Source organism: Haloarcula sp. S1AR25-4, from assembly GCF_031624555.1.
GTDB classification, from domain to species: Archaea; Halobacteriota; Halobacteria; order Halobacteriales; family Haloarculaceae; genus Haloarcula; species Haloarcula pellucida.
In genome coordinates this window covers 53,364-69,947 of the sequence record NZ_JAMQOR010000006.1, presented here as the reverse complement: position 1 = coordinate 69,947, position 16,584 = coordinate 53,364, and the positions used below count along the sequence as shown (strand labels likewise).

At 65.8% G+C, this 16,584-nt stretch carries 19 protein-coding genes; all 19 read left to right on the top strand.

Features of this window, described 5'->3' with window-relative positions; translation table 11 throughout:
* Nucleotides 1-248: 248 nt before the first annotated feature.
* Entirely contained in the window at nucleotides 249-977 is a 729-nt protein-coding gene (locus NDI85_RS20145) for a hypothetical protein (protein WP_310916812.1), read from the top strand.
* On the top strand, nucleotides 974-1,267 hold the full coding sequence (locus NDI85_RS20140; protein WP_310916811.1) for a hypothetical protein: 294 nt from the start codon (nucleotides 974-976) through the stop codon (nucleotides 1,265-1,267). Before NDI85_RS20145 ends, NDI85_RS20140 begins: the two co-directional genes overlap by 4 nt.
* A gap of 1 nt (nucleotide 1,268) precedes the next feature.
* Nucleotides 1,269-1,673, top strand: a complete 405-nt coding sequence (locus tag NDI85_RS20135) for a hypothetical protein (protein ID WP_310916810.1) — start codon at nucleotides 1,269-1,271, stop codon at nucleotides 1,671-1,673.
* A gap of 3 nt (nucleotides 1,674-1,676) precedes the next feature.
* Complete coding sequence (locus tag NDI85_RS20130) at nucleotides 1,677-2,024, top strand: hypothetical protein (RefSeq protein ID WP_310916809.1); 348 nt, start codon at nucleotides 1,677-1,679, stop codon at nucleotides 2,022-2,024.
* Nucleotides 2,024-2,341, top strand: a complete 318-nt coding sequence (locus tag NDI85_RS20125; protein ID WP_310916808.1) for a hypothetical protein — start codon at nucleotides 2,024-2,026, stop codon at nucleotides 2,339-2,341. The genes NDI85_RS20130 and NDI85_RS20125 overlap by 1 nt, the downstream gene beginning before the upstream one ends.
* On the top strand, nucleotides 2,341-3,258 hold the full coding sequence (locus NDI85_RS20120) for a hypothetical protein (RefSeq protein WP_310916807.1): 918 nt from the start codon (nucleotides 2,341-2,343) through the stop codon (nucleotides 3,256-3,258). Before NDI85_RS20125 ends, NDI85_RS20120 begins: the two co-directional genes overlap by 1 nt.
* Nucleotides 3,255-3,482, top strand: coding sequence for a hypothetical protein (locus tag NDI85_RS20115; protein ID WP_310916806.1), 228 nt, complete (start codon nucleotides 3,255-3,257; stop codon nucleotides 3,480-3,482). The genes NDI85_RS20120 and NDI85_RS20115 overlap by 4 nt, the downstream gene beginning before the upstream one ends.
* On the top strand, nucleotides 3,482-3,799 hold the full coding sequence (locus NDI85_RS20110; protein ID WP_310916805.1) for a hypothetical protein: 318 nt from the start codon (nucleotides 3,482-3,484) through the stop codon (nucleotides 3,797-3,799). Before NDI85_RS20115 ends, NDI85_RS20110 begins: the two co-directional genes overlap by 1 nt.
* 39 nt (nucleotides 3,800-3,838) lie before the next feature.
* Nucleotides 3,839-4,927, top strand: a complete 1,089-nt coding sequence (locus tag NDI85_RS20105; RefSeq protein ID WP_310916804.1) for a hypothetical protein — start codon at nucleotides 3,839-3,841, stop codon at nucleotides 4,925-4,927.
* Complete coding sequence (locus NDI85_RS20100; RefSeq protein WP_310916803.1) at nucleotides 4,927-5,253, top strand: hypothetical protein; 327 nt, start codon at nucleotides 4,927-4,929, stop codon at nucleotides 5,251-5,253. The genes NDI85_RS20105 and NDI85_RS20100 overlap by 1 nt, the downstream gene beginning before the upstream one ends.
* A 4-nt stretch (nucleotides 5,254-5,257) precedes the next feature.
* Complete coding sequence (locus tag NDI85_RS20095; protein ID WP_310916802.1) at nucleotides 5,258-5,962, top strand: hypothetical protein; 705 nt, start codon at nucleotides 5,258-5,260, stop codon at nucleotides 5,960-5,962.
* The gene (locus NDI85_RS20090; RefSeq protein ID WP_310916801.1) at nucleotides 5,955-7,025 is read left to right on the top strand and encodes a hypothetical protein; all 1,071 of its coding nucleotides are present in this window, start codon (nucleotides 5,955-5,957) and stop codon (nucleotides 7,023-7,025) included. The genes NDI85_RS20095 and NDI85_RS20090 overlap by 8 nt, the downstream gene beginning before the upstream one ends.
* A gap of 12 nt (nucleotides 7,026-7,037) precedes the next feature.
* A complete protein-coding gene (locus NDI85_RS20085; RefSeq protein WP_310916800.1) occupies nucleotides 7,038-8,447 on the top strand; it encodes a hypothetical protein in 1,410 nt (469 codons plus the stop codon).
* The gene (locus tag NDI85_RS20080) at nucleotides 8,447-10,396 is read left to right on the top strand and encodes a hypothetical protein (RefSeq protein ID WP_310916799.1); all 1,950 of its coding nucleotides are present in this window, start codon (nucleotides 8,447-8,449) and stop codon (nucleotides 10,394-10,396) included. The genes NDI85_RS20085 and NDI85_RS20080 overlap by 1 nt, the downstream gene beginning before the upstream one ends.
* Before the next feature lie 14 nt (nucleotides 10,397-10,410).
* On the top strand, nucleotides 10,411-10,731 hold the full coding sequence (locus tag NDI85_RS20075) for a hypothetical protein (RefSeq protein ID WP_310916798.1): 321 nt from the start codon (nucleotides 10,411-10,413) through the stop codon (nucleotides 10,729-10,731).
* Entirely contained in the window at nucleotides 10,728-13,178 is a 2,451-nt protein-coding gene (locus NDI85_RS20070; protein ID WP_310916797.1) for a hypothetical protein, read from the top strand. Before NDI85_RS20075 ends, NDI85_RS20070 begins: the two co-directional genes overlap by 4 nt.
* A complete protein-coding gene (locus NDI85_RS20065; RefSeq protein ID WP_310916796.1) occupies nucleotides 13,178-14,137 on the top strand; it encodes a hypothetical protein in 960 nt (319 codons plus the stop codon). The genes NDI85_RS20070 and NDI85_RS20065 overlap by 1 nt, the downstream gene beginning before the upstream one ends.
* Before the next feature lie 293 nt (nucleotides 14,138-14,430).
* On the top strand, nucleotides 14,431-14,787 hold the full coding sequence (locus NDI85_RS20060) for a hypothetical protein (protein ID WP_310916795.1): 357 nt from the start codon (nucleotides 14,431-14,433) through the stop codon (nucleotides 14,785-14,787).
* Between the two features lie 113 nt (nucleotides 14,788-14,900).
* Complete coding sequence (locus tag NDI85_RS20055; protein WP_310916794.1) at nucleotides 14,901-16,580, top strand: hypothetical protein; 1,680 nt, start codon at nucleotides 14,901-14,903, stop codon at nucleotides 16,578-16,580.
* The last annotated feature ends 4 nt before the right edge of the window (nucleotides 16,581-16,584 follow it).

Below are 16,584 nucleotides of genomic sequence, written 5' to 3'. Positions count from 1 at the left end.
GAGCGGGCGTGGCCCGCAAGGGCCAGCCACCGACGGGTCGCGGGCCCCAGCCCGCGACCGTTGCTGGCGTCCGATGCGTAGTACCCACCACCCACCACCCACCACACCCCACTTTCCCGGCTGTCCACGCTGGACAGCCCGTGTACCCCATCTTCGGCCCGCAGTAGATTGCGACGGCGCACCTCCGTTGGCGGGCCCTTTCCCTGCACAGGGACCGGGTTCAACTCCCGGGCAGGGGCTTTTCACTCATGCTCAGACAAACACTCACGATAGCGCTAGCACTGTGTCTCGTCGCGACCGCCGCGACGCCGGCGGCTGCGGCGAGCAGCGACCCCATCGACGACTGGATGTCGACCGTCGAAGAATCGCAGGACGAGGAACCGGACGGCGTCTTCGACCGCATCAAGGGGATGGCACCGGAGTCGGCCGTCGGCGGCTTCGCGGCGCTCGACGGCCAACTCGCCCGCTACGTATCCAATCCATTCGCTGATGTGCCCACGAACGCGGAGACGGCCACGGAGTTCGAGCGGGCGGTACAGGCCAACAACGCGACGTTCGAGGCGACGGTCAACGAGAAGAGCAACGTCACGGACGCGTACGACACACACGCCGTGATGATTGCCCACGAGGACAGCGACCCGGTGACGGTCTTCCTCGTGGCCAACGCGTCGAACGGCAACATCTCGAACCTGCGTGTGCTCGACCGCGACGAGTTCAACGCCACCGGCCGAGAAACGGACGCACTGTGGGTCGTCGACGGCGACGCGGCGCCGAACCTGCCGACGCTCACGACCGAGATTGCCGAGCGCATCAACAGCGGCGAGTCTGTCGGGAAGTCCTACCAGAAGCGACTCGGCGGTCGCTACTGCTCGGCACAGGCACCGTGGAGTGGCGACGTCATCGACCTACGGAACTGTGACGTGCGCTCGACCATCTGGATGGACAAGCAGGCCGTCCTCGAAGGTGACGGCGAATGACCTTCGGCGGCGACCGCGGCCGAACCCGTGGCAGTGACGGCCGGCTGTACGACTCGAAGCAACAGGCCGACCGCGGCTATCAGGCCCACGAGCGGCGTCATCAGACGGCAGCGCGGCGGACGAAGTGGTGGGTGATGGGTTGGTTCGGCCGCCTCATCGCCCTCATCGTCGCGTTCGTGCGTCTCGTCACGATCCGTCCGCTTGCGGCACTGGGTAACTGGTCGAAGGACTGCGGAAGCCGCCTGCGTGGAACGGCCGGCGAACTGAAACGACGGAAACGGAGGAAATAACATGCCGAAACGACTGCTGAAGCCGGTCAAAACCGGCTGGAAGCAGAGCAAGCAGATCGCCGGCGGGATTCGGGACCTGCTCTCGTGGGAGTTCGTCAGCGACCTCGTCCCGGACTGGCTACTCCGCATCACCGTCGAGGCCGTCCCGAAGGCACTGTACGGCGACACACCGGAAGACCAGATCGAGGGCTCGGTCATCCTCATCGGCTGGACCATCGGGACCTCCCTCATTTGGGGGTGGTTCACGGTCGCCTTCGTCCTGTTCTGGGGGGCGTTCCTCACCATCGGCATCCTGCGCTTTTCGGATATCGGCTCCGGCGCGTGGGAGAAGACGACGTCGCTGCTCTCGCCGTCGCTGCCCGGTCGCGGCGGTGACGGCAGTTACGGCCGGCGGCGGGGGCGATGACTCGTGTCGATCACGCCAGTCACGTGGCTGGCCGAGCAGATAGGTCGGGTCCGCGTCCGCGGGACCGAACTCCGAGAGCGTGCCCCCACGGAGGACATCCCGCGACCGGTCCTGAAGGCCGGCGTCGGTATCCTCGTCGTCGTGTTCTTCCTCGACGAGTTTCTGGTGCTGGCGGCGGTCTTCGGCGGCCCCATCGCCTTGCTCATCCTGCTGGCCTTCGCCGGCACGGTACTGGTCGCTCGTCGGACCGACCGCGGCCGGCGACTGCGAAACAAGGCCTCCGCACGTGTACGGCGGGCGGCTGGGGCCTCGCGAACACGGCACTACGCCCGCCGGGAGGACGATGAGTAATGCCACGGAAAACCGGACGCAAATCACGCTCACGACGGCAACGAGTCCAGAAGCGAGTGTTCAGCATCGAGCGCGGCCTGTTCAGAGCCGGGAGCATGGGCCTGTTCCTGTTCGGGTTGCTCGTGCTCATCTACATCGGATTGACGAGCGACATCGTGTTGCTGGTGGCAATCGCAAGCATCGCCATCTTCGTTTGGGGCGCTGTCGTCCTGCCAGTCGACCGGTTTCAGGACCTCGGCGCGTATCTCTGGGACGGCGAGTTCGGCCACGACGTACACGACTGGTGGGTCAAACTGATGCCATGGAGGGGTCGCTGATGCGCTCGACGACACTCCTCGTCGCCGGTCTCCTGCTGGTCGCGACGGTCGGCCCCGTCGCCGGCCAGACCGAGACGGCGACGCCGACGGAGCAGTGCTCGACGGACGTCTATTACGACGCCTTCCGCACGGACCAGTCGGTCATCAACGCGACCAACGACAGCGGCAGTACGTCCGTCTCGAAACAGAACACGCGCGTGACGGTCAACGAAACGGAGGCGTTCTACCGCCTTCGGGCAGAGAACCCCAACTCCTACTGTGTGGACATGACCGTCGACATCGCCGACGCGGTCCTCCCGGCGGCGACGCTGGGCGAGGTCGAGAGCGTCGACGGCGAGACCACCGCCCACTGGACGGACGTCACCGACTTCGACAGCCAATCGGCCTACACGGAGGTGTCGTTCACGGTGCCCGCGAACACCACGGTCACGTTCGCGCCGTCGCGACCGACGGTGTTCTTCCCGGCGTGGCGCGACCAGCGCAAGCGCGGCGCCGAGGGCCTGCTCGACCGGGTGACCGGCCTCTCGCCCTTCGGCGACGACGAGGCGGAGGCCGACCTGTCGAAGCGCACCTACTACTTCAACGCCAGCGAGAGCGAGACGGTCACCGTTCGGCTGGACAACCCGAACGCCTCCGACCAGCGCATCGAGGAGTGGAACGCTGTCTATCGTCTCTCGGAGGACGACCCGTGGCGGCCGGTCGACACCGACACCGCAGACCCGGTGTACTACTCGACGCCGTCGGAGGACAAGGTACGATTCGTCATGACCGACAGCAACGCCCAGATCGAGTTCACGGCGAACCCGACGTACACGGATGAAGCGCTCGCGGAGTATCGCTCGTACAAACGCTCGTGGCTGGACCTCGGGTCGCTCTTCCCGGGGTTGGCCGTGTCCCCGCAGGTGGTGCTACGATGAGCATCCTCGATATGGTCTTGCTCGGCATCGTCGGCCTCATCGTACTGGTGAGTTTCAAGAACCCCGGCGGCCTGCTGTTGGCGTCGCTCATCGCCGCGCTCATCATCAGTGTCCGACTGGTCGCGCCGTGGGTCGGTGACTACTACAAGCAAGCCCACAGCGGGAAGGTCGGCCGGATGAAGGCCCAGCAGGCTCGGCAGAGTGACGAGGAGGGCGGTCGCTGATGCCTGCCCTCGAAGCCCTCGGTGCTATCGTCGTCGGCCTCGCCGGCGGGTACGTCCTCCACCAGCGGTACTCGAAACACGCCAGCCCGCTCCAGTCGCTCATCCAGATGGCACTGGCGCTGCTGTGGATGCTGGCCGCGTTGGCGTCCATCTTCACCGGCTTCTACGGCGCGGGCATCATCATGCTCGCGCTGTTCTGGTACTTCTTCCTCGGGAACTACAAGAACGTCCGCGAGTCCGACCTCCAGACCAACCCGCGGTCGTGGCGACGCTCGCTCTCGAACTTCGATCCGTTCGGGATGCAGAACCGTCGCTAACTGACGTTTCACGCAGAGTAATCATTACTCATCATCACCATGTTCAGACAGCACTGGCAGTCGATACAGCAGTGGTACAGCACGACAGATTGGGACGACACACTCGCGACCGTGTTCGTCGCATGGCTGTTCGCCATCCCCGGCGGCACGGTAGCGGACTACGTCGGCATCAGCCACTTCGTACAGCAGGGGACGGTCAACCTCGCTCCCGGATGGCTGACGGCCTTCGCGCACGGTGTCGCTGCCGCAACCATCGGCATTCCGTTCCTGTTCGGCGCCCGGTGGCTAGTGCGACGCCTGTTGGGGCGTTCCATTTCGGGACTGCCGGCCATCCTCGTGCTGGCTACTGGGTGTGCGCTCGCAATCATCCTGCAGGTCCGTGACCTCAGCAGCGACCCATACTTCGCCGTCGACGTGGCGACGTTCGCACACAACGAGCTACTGGTCGGCGTCGTCTGGTGGGGCCTCGTCTTCGGGACGGCGTCGGTCGGGCTCTGGCTACGGGACCGCCAGCCACGACTCCACACTGGCGCGACACCAGTCGCGGCGGTCCTACTCGTCGCGATGGTCGTCTTCGCTGGGATGAGCGCCGGAATGGTCGCGCCGGCCGACGACAGTGACAGCGAGAACTACACCTACTACGACAACCCGCACAACCGGACGGCCTACCTCGACGCCGAGGCCGGGCCAGAGCTGACGTGGGAGATGGAAGACCGGGCGACCGAGCCCGTCCCCCTCTCCGAGTCGGCGTTTGCCTGTCGGGACGTCACCCACAGCGAGTACACGGTCAACGGCGCCGTCGTGAAGGAAATCCCGGCGACCGATACGCACGCCGCCGACCGCATCACCGTCCAGCGATTCCGGTTCGAGAACGGGACCACGGTCCCCAACCGCGTCAAACTCACCGTCGACGTCCCGACCAACGCAACCCACCTCCGGTCTGAAGTAGGGTCGCCGGCCACCTACGGCCAGACCGACCGACTGGACTACCGGATGGGCGGGCGCTACACCGCCACCTTCTCGACTGAGTGGACCCAGCCCGGCGCGTTCACGCTCACGTTCGCGTACGAGGACGGCACGACCGAACGGTACTACGCCGGCCTCTGCCCCTCACAGGAGGTCTCCTGATGTTCGTCGGCGACGAGACGACGTATTCGGGCAAGTGCCCGCAACCGCTCTGGACGCAGTTGAAGGAACTCTCGCCGGCGGACCACCAACTCCAGCGCACCGTCAACTACGGCGTCGCCCTGCTGGTCGCGTGCTATCGCTACGACGACCTCGGGCCCGAGGCAACCAGACTGGTCGACCAGATGCTCGACGACGACCACATGCCGACTCCCACACAGACCGAGAGCGGCGTTGACGTCGACCAGTTGGTCGCCGAGTTACAGGGAGCGCGCCCGGCCGCACCGACCGAAGCCGACGACGCCGTCAGTGGAACGCACACGGAGTAACACCATGCATACGAATACGCACGCAGACACAGACGAATCGGCACTCGAACACAAGCAATCGGAGTTGCGGGAAATCCGGTCGGACCTCCGGGAGAAACAGACCTACATCCCGGACGGCCATGAAGACCTGTATCGCGCCGTCGCGGACTGGATACAGCGCTCGTACGACCTCCCGATGGGGAGCATTCAGGCCCGGGTGCGGAGTCGACTGCTGGGTCTCCAGCAAAAGCCCCAGCACAAGTTCCGGCCCCATCGCGGCGTCGACGACGCCGAGGAGGCGTTCCCCGACGAGTGCGAGGGCTGCACCCACTACGGCGGCCGCTGCCCGGTTCTCGCGAAGAAGGTTGGGCAGGACACGCTCGAACGCCACTTCGACACGGCCAACTCCGACGAGGAACTGCTGGGCCGGCTCACACAGTACGCCTCACAGCGGAGTTGTGACGTGCTGAAAGACGAAATCGAGAGCGGCCAGTCCCAGTACCGCGAGTTCGTGAAAGAGGGCGAGAAACTCCGCACACGCGTCAACGCCGTCGTCTCGGACATCGACCTCGGCGACATCGAGGACGACGACCTGCCGTTCGACATCGACACGCCCGACGGGCCCGATGGCGGCACGGCCAGCACGCCCCCGACACCGGAAATCGCCGAGGCAGTCGCCGAGGTAACCGAGGCCGTGACCGGCGACGACGAGGAGGCCACCGATGGTTGAGTGGGTCACCGCGGCGCTGTCCGGCGTCGGCGTCCTCGTCGTCCTCGGTGTGCTGTACCTCGTCTGGTCGCGCTGGCTGTCGGGCCCGGACCACCAGCAAGAGGCCAGCGAGGAGACACAGGAACGCCTGCAGATGGACGACGCCGACGTCACGAATGCCGACCGCGTCGGCCTGTTCCAGCGGACACGCGCCCAACCGACGACGACGAAGGCGTTCTACCTGTCGCTGCTCGCACTGTTCGTCGTCCTCGCCTACGCAGCCTACACGCTGTTCCAGTCCGGCACACCCGAGGAGATGGCCTACAACCAGCAACTCCACCAACTCGTCTTCGGGACGGTCATCGCCGTCGGCGTCGTGTGGTTCGTCCGCCGACAGGACCGCAAGGCGGGCGAACTCCGGGTCACACTGGAAAACGACGCGACGAGCGTGAAGGAGATCCCGTTCGACTGGCAGATGGCAGACCCCGCCGTCGCTGCCAACGAAGGCAAGGACGTCGTCCTCGCGCCGGCGTTCAAGAAACGCCGCCTGCTCGGTCTGTTCTGGCGGGTTGCACTCGCCGCCGATGACCCGCAAACCCGCGACCTCGATAAGGCCCAACCTGAAGACCGTGCCCTGTACGAGGTGCCGATGGACGACTCGGCGGCGTGGGACTACCGCAACCAGACGGTGACGGTCCGGGCGAAAGACATCGAAGCCTGTGAGGACCCGAACCGCGTCGCGACCCACACGTTCGTCCCGAGCGACCGCGCCTCACAGGGCGAACTCGACGCGAAGAAACAGGTGATTGCGGAGTTAGAGCAGGAAGTCGAGCATCTCGAGGAGATGGACGCCATCAAGGACGAGCGTATCGCCGACCTGCAGGAACACCTCAAGAACCGCGAACACGACTCCGAACAGGAGTACGAGAAAGCCATGCAGAACGTCCTCAGCCTGCTGAACGCCATCACTGGCGGCCAGCAGGGCGTCACCGACGGCGACGGCGGCCCGTCGGCACCGTTGAGTGCCCTCCAGCAGCAGACCGACGGCCCGTCGACGAACGGTAACGAAGCCGACGCGAACTAACACACCGATTCTATGCACGCACACACCACATCCACGAGCGGTCGCGCCGGGCGGCGCTGGCTGACGATACTGGTCGCCATGCTCGCGCTGACGAGCGTCGTGATGCCCGTCGCCGCGACCGCCACCGAGACCACGCCTGCCCGTCTCGACACGTCGGGCGTCGTCGCACAGGCTACGAACAACACTACGGCGAACACCTCGGCGAACACGACCAGCGGGCCGACGACGGCCTCACAGGTCCGGATTACGCCGGCCATCCCGGACGCGGACTACGTGAGCGTCACCGTCGTCGAGAGTGACGAGCGGTTCAACACTAGCGGGACGTTCGCGACGTTCGCGCTCTCGGAGTCCGTCGACGCCGTCCGCATCGAGCAACCCAACGCCGAGGCGCGGCTGCTGGGTTCCGGCTCCGTCGTGCAGGTTCAGTACGACCAGCAGGCCGCCCCCGGCGACAACCCGAGCCTCTACACCGTCGAACTGTTCTTCGCCGACGGGTCGACGCGCACGTTCGACTTGCTCGCGACGAACACCGACGTCACGGCGTCGCCGGCCATCAACCCGGCCTACGAGACACACATCGAGTATCTCGAAACACAGGCCGCAGATATGGGCTACGACGCTGACCCCGAGGGCGTCCGGGCCTACGTCGAGAACCGCGAAGAGCGGGCCGAGTTCTTCGAGGGCCTGTGGACTGAGCAGGTCAAGACGTTCATCGGCCTGCGTATCGCACAGGCGGCGTCGCCGCTGGACTGGGTGGCCGGGATCGCCATCATCGCGCTCGTCGCCTACTGGCTCAACCGCCGGCACGGCTGGGTGCTGCGCATCCAGCAACTCGCCGTCAGCCGGGCGGAACTCGTCCGCGAGGCCGTCCGGCAGGAGGCCGAACGCCAGCGCAACGCCGCTGCGAAACACCCACTGTCAGACGTCGACGGCATCGGCAACAACGCCCAGCGCTTCTGGACGAAGATGGGTGTCGAGACCGTCGAGAACATGATACAGGTGTCGTGTAAGGGCATCGTCGCCGCCGACGAACACGGCGGCGCAAAGACCGACGCCGACGGCAACATCATCCTCGCCCACCAGGGCGTCGACGACCTCACCGCCGTCGAGCCACTCACCGAGCGGGAACTGCGCGAGAACACGTGGCTCAAACCCGTTATCCTCGAAGGCCGACTCCGCGCGTCGACGGCGCTGTCCCACATCGAGCAGGCGCTGCTCGTCGCCGAGAAGGATTACAACCGTGGGGCTGAGGTGCGAGAGACGCGCCTGCAGGTGCAGGAACTCATCAAGGACCTGCAAGGCCGCGACGACGGCACCGCCGAGAAACACTCCCGACAGGGGAAACTCGAACTGCCCGGCGACCAGCACGACCGCGACCCGACGGGCCGACCGAGTGGGTCGCCGTCGGGAGGGGATGACTGATGAAACTCGACATCCTCAGCGACAGTCTCGATGACTCGTGGCCCGGGACGGACAAGCTCCGCGGTCTGAAACGCCGAGTGCTGGGCGACCCGCGCCGAGCGCCCGGCCGCATCCTCGGCGGACTCGTGTTCCTGCTGATTCTGGCGCTGGTCATCGGAGCGCTGTACGTCATCAGTTCGACGGCCGAGAGTAGCGGGTCGTCGCTCTGGCTGGTGCGCGTGCTGACCGATATCGTCGGGACGCTGTGGTTCGCCGTCCCCGTCGCCGTCTACCTCTACTACAAATATCTGGGCCGGCGGCGCAGTCGCTACGCGGCCCAGGCGGCCGAGCACATCGGCTGGCTGACGACGAGCGTCAAGCAACTCTCCGACGAGGTGCGGACGACCGACCGGACGACGCGTATCATCGCGACGACGGACGATTCCTACGACGCCATCTGTGACGCCGTCGACACCGCCCTCGACGGCGAGTCCCATCCCTTCGAGTCCGTCGACTACTACGGTCGTGGGCAAGACAGCGACGGCGCGCCGGCCGACGCGAGCGAACTCCCGGCCGAAGCCGGGGCCGGCCCGGAAGCCCCACCGCTCCCGTCCGAGGTCGAGTCGGAGTCCGGCGACGGTGACGCGACCGACGGCGTCGAGGCGGCCGACGTCGACGACACACCATCGAGCGATGCGTTCATGACGACGCCCGAGGGAGACGACGAGCGCGAGCAGCCGGACACGTGGCGCGGTCGTGCCCGCCATGCAGTCGCACGCGTCGCCCAGCGCGCTACGGACGCGGCCGTGACCGCGCTGGAGATGGCGTGGGACGCTGCCCGGACACTCGTCTCGCTGGTCGTCACAACGGTCACAGGGCTCTTCGGATTCGTGGCCCGCATCGTCACCTACCCACTGGTCCGGATGGGTCTCTGGAGCCGAGACGCCGCCACTGACGCCGACACGAAGGCCCGCCGAGACGACCACGACGACGAGGTCCCATGGCGGATTCGCTTCTCCGAAGAGGTCAAACACTTCGTGCTGGACTTCTCGGCCGGCTATCGCTCCGACGACGTCCGCTGGCGGTTCGTCCTCCCGGCCGTCGTGACCATGGCGACGCTGCTGCTGGTGGCCCGCGTCTGGGTCCGCCCCATCACGTTCCTGCTGTTCGGTGGCTTCTCACTGGTGGTCGGGCTGGCCGTGTTCTGGTCGACGAACCGCCTGCGCTCGCGTCGGGTTCGCAAGTACCGACAGGGGCGTGCCGGCGGCCACTGGAACGACGTCGCCGGCCTCGTCAAGACCGTCGAGACGGCCGATACGACGGCCTACGTCGGCTTCATGGCCGGGCGGACCTACGCGACCTACGACCGCGAGGAGTTCGTCACGGAGTTCGCGCTTCGGATGTGGCAGCACACGCACAACGAGCGCGTTGCGCCGTCGATACTCGAACAGTACGCCCGCAACCTCGCGATGATGAAGCCCAATCTGCAGGGCCATCGCGAGAACGTCGAAATCCCGGCCATCCAGCGCCGGCTGAAAGAGGTCGTCGAGACCACCGAGGACAGCGTCGTCGAGAAAGCCGAACTGGCCTTCCGCGTCATCGAACCCGTCGGCGAGACTATCAAGTTCGAGCGCTCGCTCGGCCACGACCCGCGACTGGTCGCCGCCGAGTACCGCTGGATGGTCGAAGCCGGCGGCATCCTCTCGGAGATGGACGTGGAGATGCCCGCCGCCGACGGTGAGGATACCGAGGTGACGCTGGTCTACCCCAGCGAGAAGACGCGCTTGCCGGACATCCAGCAGATACACTCCCGGCTCTCGGACCGGTTCCACGGCCTGCAGGGCGACCCGTTCTATCGCCTGCCGAGCGTCGACCCGGCGCGGCACCTGACGCCGTTTCAGGCGACGCCGCGGGCGTGGGCCGAACTGCCCGAGAGCGGGCCGAACGGACACACGACGGTATCTGACTGAAAGGACTTCTCGATATGTACAAGCCAACTCGCGATGCAGCGCACAGCATCGACCCGACGCTATCTGACCTGATTCACGAAGCCCACCGTGACGACCGACCGGTCGAACTCGTCGCCACAGACCGTGGGCTGACGGTCCGGATAGACGGCGTCGACGTCGCACCGATCCCGTCTGAGTCCTTCGACTGGCCGTTGCATCGTATCGACATGTCCGACGACGCCGCTGCGTTAGCGGCCGACTCGCTGGACCGGCGGCGAAAGCGACGGTTCGAACGACGGAAGCGCAAGCTCCGAACGGACGACCACGCTGCCTCGGAGGGGGCAACAGTGCTATGAGCGGCAGCGACAGCAAGTACGCCGACCTGCAGGCGACCGACCGCTACTCGCCCGACGAGGTCATCAAGCGCGTCGCCAAGAAGGGGCTCCAGACCCAGCAGGCGACACAGCAACTCGAACACGAGTCGGTCGTCCGGCAACTCATCATGCAGTTGCGGAAGGCCTTCGAGGGCGAGGGCAACCACGACGCCGACGGCCTCCTGCTGGCGGCCCACTGGCACCTCCGGCAGGCGCCCGGCATCACCGACCTGTTGCACCCCGGCGACGACCGCCTCGACCGCCAGACGAAACTCGACTTTCGCGAGCAGTGCCGCCTCCGCGACCAGGGCAAGCAGCCTCCGTCGCCGTCGTCGGAGTTCGTCACGCTAGCGAAGATCGCCGAGGCGCTGGAGTACATCAGCTCCATCACCGACCCGTCCCGGTACGCACCCGTCCGATTCGACAGTATCGACGAGCCCGGCGCGCGCACGACCGTCGACGAACCGACGCCCATCGGCCGCATCCGCATCGGACACGACTCGTCGAAAGCGCTCGACGACCGCGCCGTCGAACTCCCCCACCAGTCCTGTGACCACATCGGCGCCGTCGCGCTACCCCGTCGGGGGAAGGACTCGACGCTCGTCTCGGCGGGGATGAACCTCCACGAGGAACACGGCTACAAGTACATCTCCATCATGGACGACGGGCGGATGGAAACGCCGATGGTCGCCATCCCCAACGACGAGGACGTCATCCGGCAGAACCTCAAACGCATGGGCCAGGACCCGAAGGCGATGGCCGCCGACGTGTACGTGCCGGCGATGAGTGGCGTGCCGGAGATGCTGCCGGGCAACTTCGAGCAGTTCACCATCGGCATCGACTCGCTGACGCCGCATCTCATCCTCCGACTCGCCGGCGTCACGAAGAGCGACGAGACTGTCGAGGCTCGCATCAAGAAGGCCCTCGACGAGACGCTCGACGGCACGGGCAACGTCTCCGAACTCGTCTCGCGGCTGGAGGTCTACAGCCGGGAGATGGAGGCCACCATCGAGTGGACCGAACTCGAAGAGCAGAGCCCCGACAGCGCGACCACCGAGACCTACACCGCCCGCTACCAGATGGACGCCGAGGACGCACTCGAGACGGCCGCCCAGCGACTCGGGCAACTCGCCGCCGAGGGCCTCATCGCCTCGCCGTCGGCGTCGACGAATCTGGACATGAAGGGCATCATCAGCGACCGCGAGCGGGCCGCGGTCCTCTGCTGTAACTTCCTCGATAGTGGGTTAGAGCCGTTGAAGTACGTCATCATGGACCTGTGGTTGCGGCTCATCTATCAGGCCCGGGACCAGAACCCCCGCCTGCCGCGTGTCTGCATCGAGATTCGGGAACTGAAGAACATCGCGCCGTCGAAGCTCGCCGACGTCCGGTACAAAGACGACATCAAGACGCTGCGGCAGACGATATTCTTCCTCACCACGCAGGGCGGGTCGCGTCGGATTCTCCTACTCGGGAGTACGCAGAAGTGGAACGACGTGTACAAGCCCGTCCGGTCGAACATCGCCATCAAGATTCTCCTGCAGCTGGGCGACGACGAGATCGACACGCTGGACAAGACCCATCACTTCTCCTACGAGCAACAGGACCAGTTGGCCGAGTTCAACATCGGGCAGGGGATGCTGTTGTCGGAGGGTGGTGCCCACTGGCCTATCGAGTTGCGGGGCGCGCCGTGTGGCCTCGGGCTGGGCGACCGGCACTGGCGAGACCGCTACGGGGTCGCGTGGGGCGCTCGCGTCCGTGAACACGAGCGGGACTCGTGGCGCGGACCCAGCGGCGACCTGCCCGCGTGGTGGGTGGACGTCGCCCGCCTGTCTGTGACGGATGTCGACGCAGTCGCGGACAAGCCCGACATCGGGACGTGGTTCCTGCTGCCGCCGGACCTCGAGGGCGTGGCCTGTGAGGCCGCCGACGCCTACGACCGCGACGCCGACCGGTTCCGAGAGGCGACTGCCGAGGAACAACGCGCGTGGGTCGACGCCGCGCTCGCGGAGCGACGCGAGTACGACATCCCGAACGACCTGCTGTTGCGACCGACCGGGACTGGGGCCCGCCAGCGGAGTGTCACGCTCGGGGCCGACGACGAGAGTGCCGCGTTGCAGGATATCGTCAAGGAACACGGCATTCCCGGCCCCATCAAGGGCTGGTTGGAGACGCGACAGCAAACGCGCCAGAACCTCATCGCCGCCGTCGAGTACCTCGATGAACACGGCCCGTACAAGTATGCGAAAGACCTGGCCGAAGAGGTCCCGTACGCAGAGTCGACGTTCAAGAACTACTGGTCAAACGACTCGAAGTTGGGCGAGTGCTGGGTGAAAAACGGCAAGCACTACGAAATCAGCCCGGTCGGCAAGCAAGCGGCAGCGCTCGACTGGGAGCGCATTGAGTCGCAACTGGACGAGGTGAGCGCGTGATGCACGACGATATTCCCGCTGAGTACGCGTCACTCGTCACCGACACCTTCGAGGGCGAGGTCCGCCAGACCAACAGCGCCTATCCCGACGACCGGTCGGTTCGGTTCGACTGGCAGCGGATTCACGACGCCCAGCCCGACGTCGCCGAAGGCCTGCTGTCGAGCCCACGGACCACTAGGGAGAGATTGAGCAACGCCGTCCACACGTGGGACGAGGTGAACATGCCGGAGGTGTCGGTCCGCATCCACAATATCCCCGACGACCGTATCTACCGCGTCGGGAAGCTCCGCACCCGGCATCTCGGCACCGCCATCGGCGTCACTGGCGAGGTCGCCGATATTGACCCGGTGAAACCGTTCGCGACGATGGCCGTATTCGAGTGCCGACGCTGTGGGACGCTGAATCAGGTTCCCCAGCAGTTCGGCCCGATGATGCGCCCCGTCGAGTGCATGGGCTGTGAGAAAAGCGGCAAGAAGAGCAACTGGCTCTTTCGGCGGGCACAGTCCGAACTCAAAGACGTACGCGAGGTCGAACTGAAGCGCGTCGACACGAACCTCGACGACGACACGGTGGTGCTGACAATCCGGCTGAAAGAGGACCTCGTCGACCGCCTCGGTCCCGGCGACGAAGTGTCACTCGTCGGCCGCTACGATTCGGGCGCGTTCCAGAACAGGTCGGTGCTGACCACGTATCTCGACGTGTGGGCCATCGAGAACCACGAAGAGGGTGTGTTGATGGACGAACTCCCGCCCGGCGAACTACAGGAGATGGTCGTCGGCGAGGTGCGCACACAGCAGGAGGCCGACGCCAGCGACTTCGGTGCCGACCGCGAGGACGTACTCGACGCCATCGAGGACGAAGGTATCCGGCGCAGTGAAGTCGAGACCGCGCTCGACGACGCCATCAGCGAGGGCGACGTCGACGAGATCGCCGGCGAGAAGCTGATGGTCGCAGAGTGAACTGGACCGTGGCGTCCGATGTACGCGGTGTCGGGTCTATCCTGCGTCCAGTCGCTTGTCCGATTGTCAGTCCGACTTCATAGCGGCGTATCGGGCGTCGGAGCGGCGTGAGGCGCTATCTCGCGCGCGGGTCCGACAGAACAAGTCCTCGCGTCCGTCGCGTCTGCGTGTCGTACGCGCGTACGTCATAGCGCCTGCAACCACTAGTAGAATCTGTCCCGACCAGACCGACGCCGTGGTGTCCGCCGAACCCCGCAGATGAAATCCACCGCTACGAATCCCACTCCCCGACGATGAACGACGACCAGTTCCAGACACTCACTCGCCTCAGTGCCGTCGCGTCGGTCTACGGTGCTAGTTGGCTCGTCGCGAACACCGTGCTTCCGGGCTGGACCCATGGGGTCGTCGCGACGCTACTGGCCGTCGCGCCGGTGTTGCTGGCGCTCGGCGTCGCCTCGGCGCTGGGGTTCGAACTCTCGGGCGGGCAGTGCCGAGCCGAGACGACCGACGGCTCTCGATGCAGTCGCAGCCGGCCACCGAACCGAGACTGTTGCTGGCAGCACCGCGAGTTGCATGACGTGACGCTCCACCCCGAGGGTGTCGCCGAGAAGAGTCGGTCGCGGGAGGACGACCTCGTCCTTAGCGAGTAACGACAGCATGAGCATCAACATCCGATACAGTGGTGGCGGATTGCCGCCACCCGCCACAGCCGATGTCTGCCACGAACTGCACAGAGACGACCGATCACCCTTCTTACCGACGTATGACTGATACAGAGTCAACCGACACGCCGACCGACGAACAGAGCATCAACCACTCCGCGACGTACCTGCCGTTCCGTATTGCCGACGCAGAGACGCGGTTCGAGAGCGATAGCGACGCGTCGACGCCGATTGGGAAGCTACGGGCAGCGTTCAGTCCAGCCGACAGCGGGCAAGACGAACTCTCGTACAACCCTTCCAACCATCTCCTTTGCTCCGGCCTGCCGCGACGGGGCGTCTCGATGGCGATAACCAGCATCGCCGAGACACTGGTCCGGGAGCACCCCCACAAAGTCATCTCGGTGATGGGCGACGGCCGGATGGAAACGCCGATGTGGGCCGTCCCAAACGACGACCCAGCAGCACGCGAGCGGCTGGAGTCGTTCGACGTCGAGCCGTCGGGGACACCAACCGACGTGTTCGTGCCTGCCACAGATGCCTTGCCGGACACGCTCCCGGAGAACTTCACCGAGTTCACCATCGGCATCGACTCGCTGACGCCGACGGTGTTGCTCCACATCGCGGGCGTGGACACGTCCGACGCGACACTCGAAGGGCAGATTCAACGGTCGCTCGACGAGACGCTGGCTGACGACGGCGACGTCGCCAACCTCATCGGGCGGCTAGAAGAACGTGCCAGCGCGACCGACGCCACCGTCGAGTGGACCGAGCGCAAAGAGAGGGACGAGGGAGCGGAGACAGTCGAGACCTATACTGCCCCCTACGAAATGGATGCCGAGGGCGTCCTCGAAACGGTTGCGGCCCGCATCGCGCTACTGCGTGCCGAAGGGATTCTAGCCCCGGCGTCGGCAGCCACCAATATCGATATAGACGCGTGTCTCGCCGACGCCGGCCGGGCCGCTGTCCTCTGTACCCAGTTCCTCTCTGCGGACGCCGACGAGCTACAGTACGTCCTCACCGACCTCTGGCTGCAACTCGTCTACAACGCACGTGACAACAACCCCCGCCTGCCACCGGTCGCGGCCGTCATTCCCGAGCTGAAACGTGTCGCCCCGGCCCGGCTGTCCGACGCGACCTACACAACGGCTGTCGCCGCCCTCAGACAGACGGTATTCAAGCTTGCCGTGCAGGGGATGAGCCGTCGGATGACGCTTCTCGCTGGCACGCACTGCCTTCAAGATGTCTACAAATCTGTCCGGGCAAACTTCCCGGACAGACTCCTCCTCGAACACAGTGACGAGGGTCTCGACTTTCTCGACCGGACGCACGAGTTGACGACCGAGCAGAAAGACGCGCTCCGTGCGTTCGACGTCGGGTCTGGCATGTATCTCACAAACGGGCGCGCCCACTGTCCGATTCAACTCCGTCCGCCGCGATGCAGTGTCGGCGACGGCGACGGGCTGTGGATAGATCGGTACGGGACGGCGGTCGGCGCTCGCGTGCGCTCACACACGGATGACGGGTGGGGCGACACCGGCCCGGCGGCCGACGCCGACTGGTGGGTCCATACGCCGACGGCAGCGGTGTACGACACTGCCCGAGAGCCGTTGGTGACTCGCACGTACTCCGAGTGGTACCTGCTGCCACAGGACTTCGCGGAGGTGCTGGGTGAGGTTCCGGACCCGGCAGATGTCGACGCCAGTCTCGTCGACGACGTGCTCGAAGCGCGGCGAGAGTACGAGGTCCCGAACGACCTCACGCTCCAAGAGATAGACGACTGAGGTC